Here is a 14,897-nt window from a genome sequence, read left to right as displayed (position 1 = left end):
AGGACCCGCCAATGGAACTGATCCCCGAGCCCCTCACCAAAGAAGCGTTCGCTCCGTTCGGCGACGTGATCGACGTGCCCGACGTTCCGGGGCGCACCTACTACGAGGATGCACTCGGCAACCTGCGTCCGACCGCGCATGCGAGCCTCTCGGTCAGCCTGAAGGCAGAGACGCCGGACCGGCCTCTGCACAGCGACTATCTAGAGCGCCACGAATTCTCCTCCCAGACCTTCATGCCGCTCGACGTAAGCCGCTACCTGATCGTCGTTGCGCCGCACGCCGCCGCGGGCGGTCCCGACGCAAGCGGGATGAAAGCCTTCATCGCCACCGGCAAGCAGGGCGTCACTTACCGGCCCGACACCTGGCATCACGGCCTGACCGTGCTCGACCGGCCGGGTCGCTTCGCCGTGTTCATGTGGCGCGACGGCGGCAAGGGCGACGAGGAATTCGTGCCGGTGCCGCCCTTCACTGTCCGCATCCCCTGATCCGGAGCCCGACGATGCAATACGAGGTCCGCCGCGATTTCATCGGCTATGGTGCCAACCCGCCTGATCCGAAATGGCCCGACGGCGCCCGCATCGCCGTCAACTTCGTCATGAACTACGAGGAAGGCTCGGAGCCCTCCATCCAGGACGGCGAAGGCCATACCGAGATCGGCCTGAGCGACGCGAGTCGCATGGGACAGTCCATCCACGGTCGCGACCTCGCCGCCGAAGGCCTGTTCGAATATGGCAGCCGGGTCGGCTTCTGGCGGCTGATGCGGCTCTTCCAGGAGCGCGGCCTGCCGATGACCATCTTCGGCTGCGGCCTGGCGATGGAGCGCAATCCCGAAGCCTCGGCCGCCATCGCCAAGTCGGGCTTCGACGTCTGCTCGCATGGCTGGCGCTGGATCAAGCATTACGAGCTCGACGAGGCCACGGAGCGCGAGCATATCCGCAAGGCCATCGCCGCCATCCAGAAGATGACCGGCGAGCGGCCACTCGGTTGGTACTGCCGCTACGGACCCGGTGTGAACACGCGCCGCCTCGTCGTGGAAGAGGGCGGCTTCCTCTACGACAGCGACTATTACGGCGAGGAGCTGCCCTTCTGGGTTACCGTCGACGGCAAGCCGCAGCTCGTCGTGCCGTACTCCGTCACCAACAATGACGGTCAGTTCGGCGCCTCCATCGGCACGTCGGACCAGTGGTTCTCGTTCGTGCGCGACGCCTTCGACATGCTTTACCGCGAGGGCGCGACGCAGCCCAAGATGATGTCGATCGGCCTGCACATGCGCCTGATCGGCCATCCCGCACGCGCCGTCGGCCTGCAACGCCTGCTCGATCACATCCAGAAGCATGAGGGCGTCTGGGTGACCCGCCGCCTCGACATCGCCCGCCACTGGATCAAGACCCATCCCTATCCGGGCAGGGGCCTGAATGAGTAATATCGCGCGTCATGGCAGACCAGATCATCGTGGTGCGCGACTGGAAGCAGACCGAGGCAGCGCTGCTGGCCGCGCGCGCGGCGGGCTCGGCGCCGGTCCTGCTGACGCCTGAAGATGCCGCCTCCTTCTACGGAGCAGGATATCTCGGTGCCCTGCAGGAGCGGGCACGAGAGGAGTTTCCGGACGTGGCCTTCACGCTGATCGTCGATTGCGGCGACGCGCCGGGCTATGCGCTGGCCTGCCTGCGCGCGGGAGTACGCACCCTGTCGATGCGTACCTGGAACGACAAGATTGCCGACATCGCCCGTCAGATGGGGGCCGAACTGGTGAGGAGACCTGCATGAGCTGGCAACCGAAACGCGACCTGATCGGCTATGGCGCCAATCCGCCCGATCCGAAATGGCCGGGTGGCGCGCGCATCGCGATCAACTTCGTCGTCAACTTCGAGGAAGGCTCGGAGCCGTCGGTGCAGGACGGCGAGGGCTACACCGAGACCGGCCTCACCGAATCGAGCACCTCCTCGCAAGGGCTGAAGGGTCGCGACCTCGCCGGCGAGGGCATGTTCGAATATGGTAGCCGGGTCGGGTTCTGGCGCATCCACCGCGCCTTCCAGGAACGCGGCATGCCGCTCACCGTGTTCGGCTGCGCGCTGGCGCTGGAGCGCAATCTGCCGGCCGCGGAAGCCATTCGGGCCGCCGGCTGGGATGTCTGCTGCCATGGCTGGCGCTGGGTCCGCCACTTCCAGCTTTCCGAAGCCGAGGAGCGCGAGCACATCCGGAAGGCCATCAAGTCGCTGGAGCAGACGGTCGGCGAGCGGCCGGCCGGCTGGTACTGCCGCTATGGACCCAGCGTGAACACGCGCCGCCTGCTGATCGAAGAAGGCGGCTTCACCTACGACAGCGACTATTACGGCGAAGAACTGCCCTTCTGGCAGACGGTCGAGGGCAAGCCACACCTCATCGTCCCCTATTCACTGACCAACAACGACGGCAAGTACGCTGCCGGCATGGTCCACTCGGAGCAATGGTTCGGCCTGGTGAAGGACGCGTTCGACGTCCTCTACAAGGAAGGCGCCACCCAGCCCAAGATGATGTCGGTCGGCCTGCACCAGCGCCTGATCGGCCATCCCGCCCGCATGGCCGGCCTCTGGCGCTTCCTCGACTACGTGCAGAAGCACGAGGGCGTCTGGGTCACCAAGCGCCTCGACGTCGCGAAACACTGGATCGCAACGCACCCGTATCCCGGGAAGGGCCTCAACGAGTAGGGCTCAGACCTTCGCGCGCCCGGCAACCATGCGGACCTTGCCGGGCGACGCGAACCAGATCGAGGCGGCGCCCAGGACGCTGAACGCCAGCGCCACGATGAAGGCCAGGCGATAGGCGCCCTCGTAATCGTAGAGCACGCCGGTGATCCATGGGCCCGCGGCGCCGCCGGCCAGCAGAGAGACCATGATGATGCTGAAGATCGATCCGAAGTGCGGGCCCTCGAAGATCTCGGCGACCACCGATCCCATGAGGCTGGTGAAGGAATAGCCCAGCACGCCCTGCGACAGGACCATGAGGTAGAGCAGCGGCTCCGATGGGCCGGCGCCGAGTGCCAGAAGGGCCGCGTAGCAGATCACGAAGCCGGAACCGGCGATCGTCCAGACGATCTCGCGACCGATCCGGTCCGACAGACCGCCCAGCAGGATCTGGCCGGGGATGCCCACCATCGCCACGAGGCCGAGCGCCCAGGCCGCCTGCATGGGGCCGAAGCCGATCTCGACCAGGTACTTGGTCTGGTGGACCTGCACCGCGTACCAGGCATAGCCCGTGCTGAAGAAGCCGATGCAGAGCCACCAGAAGCGCCGTGTGCGCACCGCCCGCGCGACCGTCCACTCGATGGCGACCCAGCGCGGATCGACGATGGCCGCCGCACGCCGCGCCGCGGCGGTGCCCACCTCCTTCGCTCCGTCGGGCAGCAGGCCCAGGTCCTGAGGGCGTTTGGTCACGATCAGGTTGATCGGCAGCAGCACGAGCAGGGTCATCAGCCCGAGCGCCCAACAGGCGCTGCGCCAGCCGTCCGTCAGGATGATCGTCTGTAGCCACGGCAGAATCAGGATCGCGCCCACGCCCACGCCGGAGAAGGCCAGGCCGGTCGCCAGCGCGCGGCGCCGCACGAACCAGTTGGGCAGGTATTGCGACTGCACGGAAAAGCTCATGCAGTTCGCCCCCGCCCCCACCAAGACACCGAGCGTCGCGTAGAGCTGCCACGGCGAGTCGATCACCGTGGCGCCAAGCAGGCCCGCCGCCGTCAGGACGACCCCGATCTCGATCACGAATCGCGGCCCGCGCCGGTCCATGGTCCGGCCAACGACCGGACTGATCACCGCCGACACCAGGAAGCCGAAGGAAAAGGCGCCCGCCGCCAGGCCGCGATCCCAGCCGAATTCGTCGACGATCGGCGGGAACATCAGCGAGAAGGCGGTGCGGGTGGTCACGCTAACCGCCACGGTCAGAAAGGCGATCGCGATGATCACCCAGCCGAAGTAGAAAGGCAGGCGCGCCGCTAAAGACGCGGGTCGCGCGGGCAGTTGGGGTGACGGCACCGACTTATTCCTTTTTCTGCGTTTCGCCAGACGCATCGTGGCCCGGAGGGGGTGACAGCCTGTCCCCGCGCCCGCCCCGAGGTCAATGACGTGGCAGGTAGTCGGGCCTCCCGGCCCCCGCCGGGGCTTGAACCGCTTCTCTAGCGCCGCTATCACCGCGCGACCGCAAAAATGGGAGACCGGACGTGAAGATCACCCGCACCGTCAAGAAGATCCTCGACAACTACGAGAGCGATTGCCCCGGCACCAAGGCCAACCTGGCCCGCATCCTGATGCACGGCCGCCTGGGCGGCACGGGCAAGATGGTGATCCTCCCCGTCGACCAGGGCTTCGAGCACGGCCCGGCCCGCTCCTTCGCGCCGAACCCGGAGGCCTACGACCCGCACTATCACTATCAGCTGGCCATCGATGCCGGTCTGAACGCCTATGCCGCTCCGCTCGGCCCGCTCGAGGCCGGCGCCGACACCTTCGCGGGCGCCATCCCGACCATCCTGAAGTGCAACTCGGCAAATTCTCTGTCGACCAACAAGGACCAGGCCGTGACGGCCACGGTTGGCGACGCGCTGCGGCTGGGCTGCTCGGCGATCGGCTTCACGATCTATCCGGGCGCCGAAGACCAGTACGAGATGATGGAAGAGATCCGTGAGCTGTCGGCGGAGGCCAAGTCGGTCGGCCTCGCCGTGGTCATGTGGTCCTATCCGCGCGGCGGCAAGCTCGACAAGGCCGGCGAGACGGCGATGGACGTCTGCGCCTACGCCGCCCATATCGCGGCCCTGCTCGGCGCCCACATCATCAAGGTGAAGCCGCCGACCAACGTGCTGTGGCAGCCCGAGGCGAAGGCCGCCTACGAAAAGGCCAACGTCGACATCTCGACCATGGCCGCCCGTATCAAGCACGTGATGCAGGCGACCTTCAACGGCCGCCGCATCGTCGTCTTCTCGGGCGGCGAAGCAAAGGACCTCGAGGGCCTGTTCACCGAGATCCGCAGCCTGCGCGACGGCGGCGCCAATGGCTCGATCATCGGCCGCAACACCTTCCAGCGCCCTCGCGCCGAGGCGATCGACATGCTCGACAAGATCATCAGCATCTATCAGGGCAAGATGTAAGAACGGCCGCTGATATCGGCTCTCAGGGGCGTTGGATGACCTTCGGGTCGCCCAACGCCCTTTTTACTGGTGGCGGCCTACTTGGTGGCGCGTTGCGCCTTGCAGTTGAACTCGATCCGGCGGGCGGGCGTGGCCTGCGGAGGCGGAAGCTCGTTCACCGCCGGGGGGGTCCTCGGCCAGACGCCTGAGGCAAGCCGGGCTTCGATCAGGGGGACGAGATGCTGGAGGATCACCCAGCCCTTCATGCGCGTCCCGGGATAGGTCGTATGGACACCGTCGGCGTACAGGTCGGGATCGAACGGCATCTCGGCCGCGATGTCGATGAAGTCGATCCCATGCGTCCGCGCATACTTCGCCAGCACGACGTTCTGGAAGTTCGCCAGGCGCTCGATATCGCGATAGCGGTACGGGAACATGTAGAGATTCAGGTAATCCCAGGTCATGCGGTTGCGGATCGGATCGAGTTTCAGCCCGTCCTTCGCCATCCACATGAATGAAGTCACAGCCAGTTCGCTGCCGACCGGAGCCAGATCGGCCCGGATTTCGTCGAGATCGCCCAGAATGGTGGACAGTTCCACCGGCAGATCCTTGCGCTTGATGTCGGGATCGGCCTCGGACAGGCCCTTCGGCCAGACCAGTTCATAATCCGGCTTGGGCGCCTCGTTCCCTTCGGACTCGAGCTTCATGACCGCCACGAGCGTGTAGATGCGCCGTGCGATGTCGGAGTAGCGTGAAAGGTCGGCCAGCCATCCCTTGGAGGCCTCGTCGAGATGAACCATTGGCGCGGGCTTCTTACCCGTCGGCATCGACGGCACCACGCTCGAGAGGACAAACTGGTTGCCGCCCTCGTGATAAATTACGAGGTCTGGCCGCGCGGGCACGACCTCGGTGCGCACGACCGCCTCGATGCCCGTCGACCCGATGGATTCGCGCCCTGCATTGCCGACCTCGAAGCGTATGTCCGGCCTGTTCTTCGCCGCCCACAGATTGAGCCAGTGCCCGATGAATTCGGGGTAGGAATAGGGCATCTGATGCGTGTCGCTGGTCGTCGAGGCGCCCACGAAGACGATCCGGACCGTGCGCGGGGAGCGGGCGAATGCCATCGGCGGTCCGCGCCAGCCGAGTTCATTGGTGACCAGTCCGATCGGCGTCGTCGTGCTTGGCTGAAAGCGAAAAGGCGGCTGCGGCTTGCCGTCCGCCGGATCGAAGAGCATGAGCCAGCCCGGCGCGTTTGCGAAGAACGGCGATTCGCAGGGGTCGCCCACCAGCACCGAGTTCCATATCTTCAGCGCCTCGGATGACTGGAAGGGATTGCCCTGTTTCTGGAGGGCGCGGTCCAGCTCCTGCAACGACGCCGGCACCGGCTTGCGGTTGGGCAGCGGCGGCGGATCGCTGAAGAACCAGTCGCGCTGCACCGACGGCGCTCTGGGCACCTCGTCGAGGCGCTCGGCCGTGGTGTCGTTGCCGATGTTCACGAGACGAACCGGAAGCTCGAGCTGGGTGAGTGGCATCCGGTCAAGAATGCGGGCAGCCCCTTCGGCCAGGACCAGACCGACCAGGATGGACACGCAGACCGTGGCCGCGTTCGCCAGAATCCGACCGCTCAACTCGTCCCTCTTCTGTCAAAATGTTTCACGATTGCCATTCACGGCGCGACGATCCGGCCCAGCGCCCCACCGGGCCAGTCGATTCATCTCTAGCGTTACGTTGGCCGGAAAGTCACAATTTTTTCCGCTGAAATGCAGGCCACGCTCGCTCGCGCGACGTGCATAGCATCGTTCTTTGCCGCGGCCAGCGAGCGAGACGCCGCAGGTCCCCCAGGCATCAGGAGGCTGAACACATGACCGGACACCGCAGGCACCCCGAACTGCCCGAAGAGGCGGAAATCGACCTGACGCCCGCCCATCTCAGCGTGCAGAAGAATGTCGTGCGCGTTTTCTACAAGGACCTTTGGGACAAGGCCGACCTCTCGCTCGTCGCGCAGATTTTCCACCCCGACTTCACCTTTCGCGGCTCGCTCGGTCCCGTGCTGGTCGGGCATCAGCAGTTCAGCGCCTATGTGCGCTGGCTCACCGACACGCTTGACGATTACACGTCCGATATCCTCGAGCTTGTGGAGGAAGGCCACCGCGTGTCGGGCAAGCTGCGCTTCCATGGCGTTCACCGCCGAACGCTGTTCGGGGAACCGCCGACCAATGGCCGGGTCTGGTGGTACGGCGCACCCATCTTCACCTTCGATGGGCCACTGGTGCGCGACCTGTGGGTACTCGGCGACGTCTACGGGCTTCGCTCCCGCCTCGATCCGGCGTGGTCGGAGCGGCTGAGTTTCAATCGGGCTGCAGGCTCGAGCTCCTGATCTCGAGCAGATCCTTGTCGCCAACGTATTTCGCGATCTCTCGCGCGATCAGTTCGTGGGCGTCGCGGTTCGGATGCCCGTCGCCCACGATGTAGAGGTTGACGCCCTTGTCCCGCTCCCGCTGGAAGGCCTCTGTCAGGTCTAGCAGTTCGATGTCGCCGATGACGCGGGGCAGCGCTTTGGGGGCCGAGTAGTAGTTCGTCGGCAGATAGACCACGAGCAGCTTCGCGCCGATCTGGTCCGCGGATCGCTGCATTTCGCGCAGGAGGTAGGCCAGCGCCTCCTCCTTCTTTTCGTCGGTCGGCGTACCGTAAGTGGCGAGGCCGTATTCGATCCGACCGCGCACCACGTCGATCCCATGCGTGAACCAGGTCACTGGATCGAGGAAGTCGCCGGCCAGATGGCGCTGGAAGCGCTGCACACCGTTGCTCCGGGGCCTGGCGATCGATGGCTGCCCCGCCTCGTTCCAGGCGACGTGCGAGGCGCTGAAGCAGAACGGGTAGTAGGACGGCAGGCACGGCGAGACGTTCCGCTCCAGGTGATGCGCGATGATCCCGTAGACGATGAGCTTGGGCGAAAGGTCGGCGTTGCGCCGCAGCATCTGCACCGACTGGGTGGTTCCGTAGGCCGCCATCGCGAAATTCGAGACGCTGGTGTCGAGGTCGCGCGCCAGGTGGCGCGCATAGGTCTCTTCGTTGGCGAGCGCATATCCCCAGCTGAAGGAGTCGCCGACAACCAGTATGTCGACCTGCTCCGGGCTCTTCCGGCCCGGCCCGTCGACCCGCGCGCCCCGATCGTCGGTGTAGATATCGAAGGCAAAGGTCTGGCGGTCGCGAACGGCGGGATAGATGCGCCTGGCATGAGAATCGGGATTGGCCCGCCCGCCGATCTCCGGATCGAACACCAGCAGACCGCCACCTTCCGCTATCAGGGGAATGCGCGGAACCGTCAGATACGCGGCGACGGCGATCCCGACGAGAATGCTGGCGGCGGTCGACGCCAGCACCAATAGAAGAGTCTTACTGGCTTTTTTCATGGTCCGTGGCAATCAGGCTTTCGGCAGCTAGCCTGAGACAAAGCGTGAAGGCAATGGAAGGCTTCTGCAGACACCGCTCGACGGCGCCCCCCGTTCCGCATAAACCAGCCGAAAATCAGGCTTGCCCGTGACCCGTCTCTATCTGATCTCCCCTGCTGAAATCGACCATCCGTCGCTGTTTGCCGACGAGCTGCGGGCCGCCCTCGACGGCGGCGACGTGGCGGCCTTCCAGCTTCGGCTGAAGGACGTCCCCGATGAGGCGATCATCCGTATCGCCGACACGCTTCGGCCGATCTGCCAGCAGCGCGGCGTCGCCTTCATCATGAACGACCGACCGGACCTGGCCGTGAAGCTCGATTGCGATGGCGTGCATGTCGGTCAGGACGACATGCCCTATGCCGAAGCGCGCCGGATCGTGGGACCCAACCGCCAGGTCGGCGTGACTTGCAAGGCGTCGCGGCACCTCGCGATGGAAGCGGCCGAAGCCGGCGCCGACTACGTGGCTTTCGGCGCCTTCTTCTCCTCCTCGACCAAGCCGGTGACGACGCCGGCCGATATCGAGGTCGTCGAATGGTGGAGCGGCCTGATGGAAGTGCCCTGCGTCGCGATCGGCGGCATCACCATCGAGAACTGCCGGCCATTGATCGAAGCGGGTGCGGATTTCCTCGCCGTCGCCAGCGGGGTCTGGAGCTATAAGGACGGTCCGGAAGCGGCGGTGCGCGCCTTCAACGAACTGTTCGAGGCTCACGAATCAGCGGACGGGGAGCCATAGCACCTCCTCGATGTGCGAGGCGCCGCTCGCCAGCATGACCAGGCGGTCGAAGCCCAGCGCAATCCCGGAGCAGTCCGGCAGGCCGTGATCCAGTGCCGCCAGGAAATCGTCGTCGACCGGCCAGCGCACGCCATAGAGCTCGTCCTTCAGATCCATGTCCGCCACCAGACGCGCCCGCTGCACGGCAGGATCGGTGAGTTCGCCGAAGGCGTTGGCGAGTTCCACCCCGCAGACATAAAGCTCGAACCGCTCCGCTACTCTGGGATCGCCGGGCTTGGCGCGGGCAAGCGCCGCCATCGAGATCGGATACTCGCAGAGGATGGTCGGCCGGCCCATGCCGAGCTTCGACTCAATCTTCTCGAACATGATGCGGAAGAAGACATCCTCCCAGGTGTCGCCGGCATGCATGGCAATGCCCGATGCGCCGGCCAGCGCCTGGGCATTGCCTACCGTCGCGAACAAGTCGACACCGGCATGGCGGACGAAGGCCTCGGCCACGGTGAGCCGCTCCGGTTCGGCCCGGGGATCGCAGACATGCCCGGCCCAGCGCATCTCGTCGACCCCGGTCGCGCTCAGCAGCGCGCGGCAGTCGGCCATGATCGTGTCGTAGCCTGCCCCCGCGCGGTACCATTCCAGCATCGTGAATTCAGGATGATGCAGGGCCGATCCTTCCGCATTCCGGAACACGCGCGCGAACTGGAAGATCCTTGGCAGGCCGCCGGCCAGCAGCTTCTTCATGGCGAATTCGGGCGAACTGTGCAGCCAGCGCTCGCGCTCCTCACCGTCGGGCAACTCCCACTCCGTGGCGAAGCCCGTGAGATGGACCTCGGCGCCGGGGGCCGCCTGCAGGATCGGGGTCTCGACCTCGACGAAGCCTTCCGAGGCGAACCACTGCCGCAGCGCGGCCTGGATCCGGCCACGCGCCTGAAGATGCGGCAGGCGCCGCGCCAATTTATCGGGACGCCACTCGGTCATGCCCAAGCATCGCACGCGCAAGGCACGGCGTGTAGGGTGTCGACATGACGCCGAAGCAGATCGACGCCTATTGCCGCAAGCTGCCGGCTGCAACGCGGAGCGTGCAATGGGAAGGAGTCACCGTGTTCAAGGTCGGGGGCAAGATGTTCTGCTTGATCGGCCCGCCCGGCCATTCGGTGGCTCGGATCTGCTTCAAGTGTCCGCCCGAGCATTTCGAGGCGCTGTCTCACGCCGCGGGCTTTAAGCCGGCTCCCTACCTCGCCCGCGCGAAATGGGTCGCCCTGGAAGATCCCGCGATCCTGACGCCCGCCGAGACCCGGGCGTACTTGAAACAGGCGCACTGCGTCATCGCCGCCGGGCTTTCGAAGAAGAAACGGGCCGAATTGGGCCTGAAATAGCGCCCGAAAGCCCTGGGGGGCCCGGTTGCGACCCCGTGCTGCCTTTGATAGAAGGCCGCGCCGGCCTCGAACCGCTTCCGCGGACGAGGCCGAATTCCATTCATCCGAGACAGCGGTAAGGCCGGGTAAGCTCATGAAAGTCCAAGTCAATTCCATCCGAGCCGGCAATGTCATCGAATACAACGGCAAGCTCTGGGTCGCCTCGAAGGTTCAGCATATCAGCCCCGGCAAAGGCGGTGCGTTCGTGGCCATCGAGGCCAAGGCGCTGCGCGAGGGCAACAAGCTGCAGGAACGCTTCCGCTCCGGCGAGACCATCGAGCGCGTCCATATCGACGAACGCGAGTGCACCTACCTGTTCAAGGACGAGAACGGCTTCACGTTCATGGACAAGGAGACCTTCGAGCAGCTCGTGGTCGGTGCCGACGTCCTCGATGAGGACCAGTCGCGCTGGCTGCAGGACGGCATGGAAGTGACCGTGTCGCTCTACGAGGGCACGCCGGTCGGCGCCGAGCTGCCCAAGACGGTGACTCTCGCGGTCGTCGAGGCCGACGCCGTCGTGAAGGGCCAGACCGCCTCTTCGTCCTACAAGCCGGCCATCGTCGAGGGCGGCATCCGCGTCATGGTACCGCCGCACATCGGCGTGGGCACGCGGCTGGTGATCAACACCGAAGAGGGCACTTACATGGAACGCGCCAAGGATTAGGCGCGCACCGTGGCCCTCCCCACCAATCGTCCCCCGCGCGAGACTCCCGTCGCCCGTGTCGGCCGCGCGCCGATGGGCGAAGCGCGCGAACGTTCGGGCCCGCCCGAGCGCAAGTCGCTGGCGCAGCGCTCGGCCACGATCACCGTCATGATCCGCGCCGCCTTTGCGGCCGCCAAGAACCTCAAACGCGACTTCGGCGAAGTCGAGCATCTGCAGATTTCCGAGAAGGGCCCCGGCGACTTCGTCAGTCATGCCGACATCAAGGCGGAGCGAACCCTGCGCGCCGAGCTGTCGCGTGTCCGCCCCGACTACGGTTTCCTGGGCGAGGAAGGCGGCGAGACCAAGGGCGACGGCCGCAACCGCTGGATCGTCGATCCGCTCGATGGCACGACCAATTTCCTGCACGGCGTGCCCCACTTCGCCATCTCCATCGCGCTGGAGCGAGAGAAGGAGATTATCGCCGGCGTCATCTACCAGCCGATCTCCGACGAGCTGTTCTGGGCCGAAAAGGGCAACGGCGCCTATATCGACACGCCGAATGCCCGCTCGCGGCGTTTGCGCGTCTCGGGACGCAAGGACCCGGCGCGTGGCCTGATCGGGACCGGTATCCCTCATATCGGCAAGGACAATCACGCTGCCTATCACGCCAAGCTGGCGGCCGTGACCGAGCGCACTGCGGGCGTCCGTCGCTGGGGCGCCGCCGCGCTCGACCTCGCCTTCGTGGCGGCGGGCCGCTACGATGCCTTCTTCGAGTTCGGCTTGGCGCCCTGGGATGTTGCTGCAGGCATTCTCATGGTGCGCGAGGCCGGTGGCCTCGTCGGCGACATTTCTGGCCAACCCTACGAACTCGGTGGCCCGTCACTCCTCGCCAGCAATTTCGGACTGCGCGACCCGATGGTCGAGATCCTTTCCAAGGCCTGACGGACGACCTTCGTCCGCGAGGCCTGCCGCGAGCGGTTGAGCCGGGGGCGACCATTCGTTATGGTCGACCGGCCAAATCCCGTGGAAAGGCAACCGTTTATGCCCCCCTTTTCGGCCGCTGTCCCCAGCCGCGCCGCTTCTGGTTCCTGCTCCGGTGACACTGCCTCACCGCGCGGCGTGAAGCGAGGCGGCACCGGGATGCCGGGCGAACTGCGGCTGCCCACGGCATGATTCCACAAACGACGCAGGCACCGGAAGTCCGCATGAGTAACCCGCTTCCGTATCTCATTCGCATGCTGCTGTTCCTCGGGATCGTGGCCTGCATCGCCTACCTTCTCCACCATGACCTGCTGCGTGTGTTTCTGAACACGCCGATCCTGAACAGCGTCATCCTGGGCGTCCTCGCGATCGGCATCTTCTTCGTGATGCGCCAGGTCCTGTCGCTTTGGCCCGAGGTACGGTGGCTGCGGCGTTTCCAGCATCGCGAGCCCGGCGCGCCGCTGCTCGAGACCGATTCGATCGAGCTGATCGCGCCGATGGCCGCCATGATGGGCGATCGCCAGGACAATTTCCGCCTCTCCCCCACCGCGACGCGTGCCGTGCTCGACGGCATCGCCAGCCGCCTCGACGAGCGTCGCGAGCTCAGCCGCTACATGATCGGCCTGCTGATCTTCCTCGGCCTGCTCGGCACCTTCTGGGGTCTGCTCGAAACGATCGGCGCCGTCGCCGATGCGATCGTCGGCATGCAGGTCACCGGCGGCGACGCCGTCCAGATGTTCGCCAAGCTGAAGCAGGGCATCGAGGGCCCGCTCAAGGGCATGTCGACCGCCTTCGGCGCCTCGCTGTTCGGCCTGTCGGGCTCGCTCGTTCTCGGGTTCCTCGAACTGCAGGCCAGCCAGGCTCAGGGACGCTTCCACACCGAGCTGGAGGAATGGCTGGCCGGCGCGACGCGGCTTTCGAGCGGCACCCTGCAAACCGAGGGGGAACAGGGCGTCTCGGCCTATGTCGAGGCGCTGCTCGAGCGCACCGCGGACGGACTGGACGATCTTTCCCGCACGCTGCGCCGTAGCGAGGAGGGACGCGAGCAGGCTGCCATGGCCAACGCCACGCTGGTCGAGCGCCTGACCTCATTGACCGAAAGCATGCGTACGCAGCAGGCGCTGTTGGCGCGCCTGGCCGAACAATCGATTGAGCTGCGGGGCACCGTCGCGCGCCTCACCGAGCGTAAGCCGGAAGCCGAGAGCGACGCCCTCCTCGCGCATCAGCGCAACATTGAGGCCGGCCTCGGTCGGCTGATCGAGGAAAGCGTGCGCGGTCGCACCGCACTGGCCGACGAGCTGCGCGGCGAGTTCCGCCTGCTCGCCCGCACCATCGCCTCGTCGCGCAGCGCGACGCCGGGTGATCACTAACCGCCATGGCAGCCGCATCCCGCCGTCGCGGAGGAGGTTCGGCCGACTACACCTGGCCGGGCTACGTCGATGCGCTGACGACGCTGCTGATGGTGCTGATATTCCTCCTGTCGCTCTTCAGCGTAGCTCAGTTCACGTTGACCGATACGCTGAACACCCGCGACAGCGCCATCGAAGCCCTCAACAAGCAGCTCGGCAGTCTCGCCAGCGTGCTCTCGATCGAGCAGGCGGCGAGCGAAGGCCTGAAGCAGGACCTCGAGAAGCTCACCCTGCAGCTTCGCCAGAACCAGACCGAGCGCGACCGCCTGGGCGCCGATCTCGCCGCCCAGCGCACGGCATCGGATGCCCTCAAGATCGAGCGCGACCAGCTCACCGAACGCCTGACTTCGATGTTGGCGGAACGCGAACGGCTGGCCGCCTCGCTCGAAAGCTCCAACAAGGAAGCAGCGGCGAAGGCCGGCGACCTTCAGAAGGAAATCGAGCGCCAGCGCCTGGAACTCACCCGCCTCGCCGCCTCGCTGGCCGCCGCCAACCAGGACAAGGGCAAGCTATTCGGCGATCTCACCGAAGAGCAGAAGCTCAGCGCCGAGCAGAAGGCCGCCGTCGTGCGGCTGACCGCCGAGCTCGCGGCCCTCAAGGGAGAGCTGGCGCGGCTCAGCACCGTCCTCGATGCCGCTGACGTCAAGGCCAAGGAACAGCAGGCGCAGATCGTCGATCTCGGGCAGAAGCTCAACCGGGCGCTCGCCAGCAAGGTGGAGGAGCTGGCGCGCTACCGCTCCGAGTTCTTTGGCAAGCTGCGCGAGGCGCTGCGTGGCCAGAGCGACGTGCAGGTCGTCGGCGATCGTTTCGTGTTCCAGTCGGAAGTGCTCTTCGCCTCCGGCTCGGCCAAGCTCCAGGAGAGCGGCGAGAAGCAGCTCGCCAACGTCGCCAAGCGCCTCGTCGAGATCGCCGCCACGATCCCCAAGGAGGTCAACTGGGTGCTCCAGGTCGACGGGCATACCGACAGCAAGGCCATCGCCAGCGCACAATATCCGTCGAACTGGGAACTCTCCGCCGCCCGGGCCATCGCGGTGGTCAAGTTCCTCCACAGCGAAGGCATTCCGAACGATCGCCTGGTGGCTGCCGGCTACGGCGAGTACCAGCCGCTCTCCTCCACCGACGCCGCCCGCAACCGCCGCATCGAGCTGAAGCTGACGAATCGCTGAAGCCGG

16 protein-coding genes are annotated in these 14,897 nt (G+C 65.9%); 12 read left to right on the top strand and 4 right to left on the bottom strand.

From position 1 onward, the window contains the following. The first annotated feature begins 11 nt into the window (after nt 1-11). From ACT6UX_RS18775 to ACT6UX_RS18760, 4 genes are read left to right on the top strand one after another with little or no spacing between them, the layout of a single operon-like run. Entirely contained in the window at nt 12-485 is a 474-nt protein-coding gene (locus ACT6UX_RS18775; protein ID WP_444776675.1) for an ureidoglycolate lyase, read from the top strand. A gap of 14 nt (nt 486-499) precedes the next feature. After that, nucleotides 500-1,423: a polysaccharide deacetylase family protein gene (locus ACT6UX_RS18770; protein WP_444776674.1), complete on the top strand. Its 924-nt coding sequence runs from the start codon at nt 500-502 to the stop codon at nt 1,421-1,423. Between the two features lie 11 nt (nt 1,424-1,434). Further along, nucleotides 1,435-1,767, top strand: coding sequence for a hypothetical protein (locus ACT6UX_RS18765; protein WP_444776673.1), 333 nt, complete (start codon nt 1,435-1,437; stop codon nt 1,765-1,767). Beyond that, the gene (locus tag ACT6UX_RS18760; protein WP_444776672.1) at nt 1,764-2,687 is read left to right on the top strand and encodes an allantoinase PuuE; all 924 of its coding nucleotides are present in this window, start codon (nt 1,764-1,766) and stop codon (nt 2,685-2,687) included. Before ACT6UX_RS18765 ends, ACT6UX_RS18760 begins: the two co-directional genes overlap by 4 nt. Before the next feature lie 3 nt (nt 2,688-2,690). On the opposite strand, the gene ACT6UX_RS18755 is transcribed toward ACT6UX_RS18760, so the two are convergent. Beyond that, a complete protein-coding gene (locus tag ACT6UX_RS18755) occupies nt 2,691-4,010 on the bottom strand; it encodes an MFS transporter (protein ID WP_444776671.1) in 1,320 nt (439 codons plus the stop codon). A gap of 185 nt (nt 4,011-4,195) precedes the next feature. On the opposite strand from ACT6UX_RS18755, the gene ACT6UX_RS18750 reads away from it, so the two are divergent. Next, nucleotides 4,196-5,116, top strand: coding sequence for a class I fructose-bisphosphate aldolase (locus ACT6UX_RS18750; RefSeq protein ID WP_444776670.1), 921 nt, complete (start codon nt 4,196-4,198; stop codon nt 5,114-5,116). 77 nt (nt 5,117-5,193) lie between these two features. Here ACT6UX_RS18750 and ACT6UX_RS18745 read toward each other — a convergent pair whose 3' ends face one another. After that, a complete protein-coding gene (locus ACT6UX_RS18745) occupies nt 5,194-6,723 on the bottom strand; it encodes a hypothetical protein (protein WP_444776669.1) in 1,530 nt (509 codons plus the stop codon). A 233-nt stretch (nt 6,724-6,956) separates the two neighbouring features. On the opposite strand from ACT6UX_RS18745, the gene ACT6UX_RS18740 reads away from it, so the two are divergent. Next, nucleotides 6,957-7,472: an ester cyclase gene (locus tag ACT6UX_RS18740; RefSeq protein WP_444776668.1), complete on the top strand. Its 516-nt coding sequence runs from the start codon at nt 6,957-6,959 to the stop codon at nt 7,470-7,472. Here ACT6UX_RS18740 and ACT6UX_RS18735 read toward each other — a convergent pair. Continuing rightward, on the bottom strand, nt 7,444-8,508 hold the full coding sequence (locus tag ACT6UX_RS18735; protein WP_444776667.1) for a hypothetical protein: 1,065 nt from the start codon (nt 8,506-8,508) through the stop codon (nt 7,444-7,446). The two genes, ACT6UX_RS18740 and ACT6UX_RS18735, sit on opposite strands and share 29 nt — an antisense overlap. Before the next feature lie 127 nt (nt 8,509-8,635). On the opposite strand from ACT6UX_RS18735, the gene thiE reads away from it, so the two are divergent. Further along, on the top strand, nt 8,636-9,280 hold the full coding sequence (thiE, locus tag ACT6UX_RS18730; RefSeq protein WP_444776666.1) for a thiamine phosphate synthase: 645 nt from the start codon (nt 8,636-8,638) through the stop codon (nt 9,278-9,280). Here the strand turns inward: thiE and epmA are convergent. Then, nucleotides 9,260-10,255, bottom strand: coding sequence for an EF-P lysine aminoacylase EpmA (epmA, locus tag ACT6UX_RS18725; RefSeq protein WP_444776665.1), 996 nt, complete (start codon nt 10,253-10,255; stop codon nt 9,260-9,262). The genes thiE and epmA overlap by 21 nt on opposite strands. Before the next feature lie 44 nt (nt 10,256-10,299). Here epmA and ACT6UX_RS18720 point away from each other — a divergent pair, with 44 nt between their 5' ends. The 5 genes from ACT6UX_RS18720 to ACT6UX_RS18700 all read left to right on the top strand — a co-directional run bounded on the left by ACT6UX_RS18720 (nt 10,300) and on the right by ACT6UX_RS18700 (nt 14,891). Beyond that, on the top strand, nt 10,300-10,653 hold the full coding sequence (locus ACT6UX_RS18720; RefSeq protein ID WP_444776664.1) for an MmcQ/YjbR family DNA-binding protein: 354 nt from the start codon (nt 10,300-10,302) through the stop codon (nt 10,651-10,653). Nucleotides 10,654-10,786: 133 nt separating this feature from the next. Then, complete coding sequence (gene efp, locus ACT6UX_RS18715; protein ID WP_444776663.1) at nt 10,787-11,356, top strand: elongation factor P; 570 nt, start codon at nt 10,787-10,789, stop codon at nt 11,354-11,356. Nucleotides 11,357-11,428: 72 nt separating this feature from the next. After that, a complete protein-coding gene (locus ACT6UX_RS18710) occupies nt 11,429-12,277 on the top strand; it encodes an inositol monophosphatase family protein (RefSeq protein WP_444776764.1) in 849 nt (282 codons plus the stop codon). A gap of 263 nt (nt 12,278-12,540) precedes the next feature. Then, the gene (locus ACT6UX_RS18705; protein WP_444776662.1) at nt 12,541-13,686 is read left to right on the top strand and encodes a flagellar motor protein MotA; all 1,146 of its coding nucleotides are present in this window, start codon (nt 12,541-12,543) and stop codon (nt 13,684-13,686) included. Between the two features lie 5 nt (nt 13,687-13,691). Further along, nucleotides 13,692-14,891 (top strand): peptidoglycan -binding protein, encoded by a 1,200-nt coding sequence (locus tag ACT6UX_RS18700; protein ID WP_444776661.1) that lies wholly within the window; start codon nt 13,692-13,694, stop codon nt 14,889-14,891. The last annotated feature ends 6 nt before the right edge of the window (nt 14,892-14,897 follow it).

The organism is Reyranella sp. (genome assembly GCF_052439685.1).
Classification (GTDB): domain Bacteria; phylum Pseudomonadota; class Alphaproteobacteria; order Reyranellales; family Reyranellaceae; genus Reyranella.
Note: the sequence above shows the minus strand (reverse complement) of the source record. Positions and strands in the feature narration are given on the sequence as shown.

Bases quoted from the DNA above. Each gene is read 5' to 3' on its own strand.
- ACT6UX_RS18775 (WP_444776675.1), top strand. From the start codon at position 12: ATGGAACTGATCCCCGAGCCCCTCACCAAAGAAGCGTTCGCTCCGTTC.
- ACT6UX_RS18770 (WP_444776674.1), top strand. From the start codon at position 500: ATGCAATACGAGGTCCGCCGCGATTTCATCGGCTATGGTGCCAACCCG.
- ACT6UX_RS18765 (WP_444776673.1), top strand. From the start codon at position 1,435: ATGGCAGACCAGATCATCGTGGTGCGCGACTGGAAGCAGACCGAGGCA.
- ACT6UX_RS18760 (WP_444776672.1), top strand. From the start codon at position 1,764: ATGAGCTGGCAACCGAAACGCGACCTGATCGGCTATGGCGCCAATCCG.
- ACT6UX_RS18740 (WP_444776668.1), top strand. From the start codon at position 6,957: ATGACCGGACACCGCAGGCACCCCGAACTGCCCGAAGAGGCGGAAATC.
- ACT6UX_RS18735 (WP_444776667.1), bottom strand. From the start codon at position 8,508: ATGAAAAAAGCCAGTAAGACTCTTCTATTGGTGCTGGCGTCGACCGCC.
- epmA (WP_444776665.1), bottom strand. From the start codon at position 10,255: ATGACCGAGTGGCGTCCCGATAAATTGGCGCGGCGCCTGCCGCATCTT.
- ACT6UX_RS18720 (WP_444776664.1), top strand. From the start codon at position 10,300: ATGACGCCGAAGCAGATCGACGCCTATTGCCGCAAGCTGCCGGCTGCA.
- efp (WP_444776663.1), top strand. From the start codon at position 10,787: ATGAAAGTCCAAGTCAATTCCATCCGAGCCGGCAATGTCATCGAATAC.
- ACT6UX_RS18710 (WP_444776764.1), top strand. From the start codon at position 11,429: ATGGGCGAAGCGCGCGAACGTTCGGGCCCGCCCGAGCGCAAGTCGCTG.
- ACT6UX_RS18705 (WP_444776662.1), top strand. From the start codon at position 12,541: ATGAGTAACCCGCTTCCGTATCTCATTCGCATGCTGCTGTTCCTCGGG.
- ACT6UX_RS18700 (WP_444776661.1), top strand. From the start codon at position 13,692: ATGGCAGCCGCATCCCGCCGTCGCGGAGGAGGTTCGGCCGACTACACC.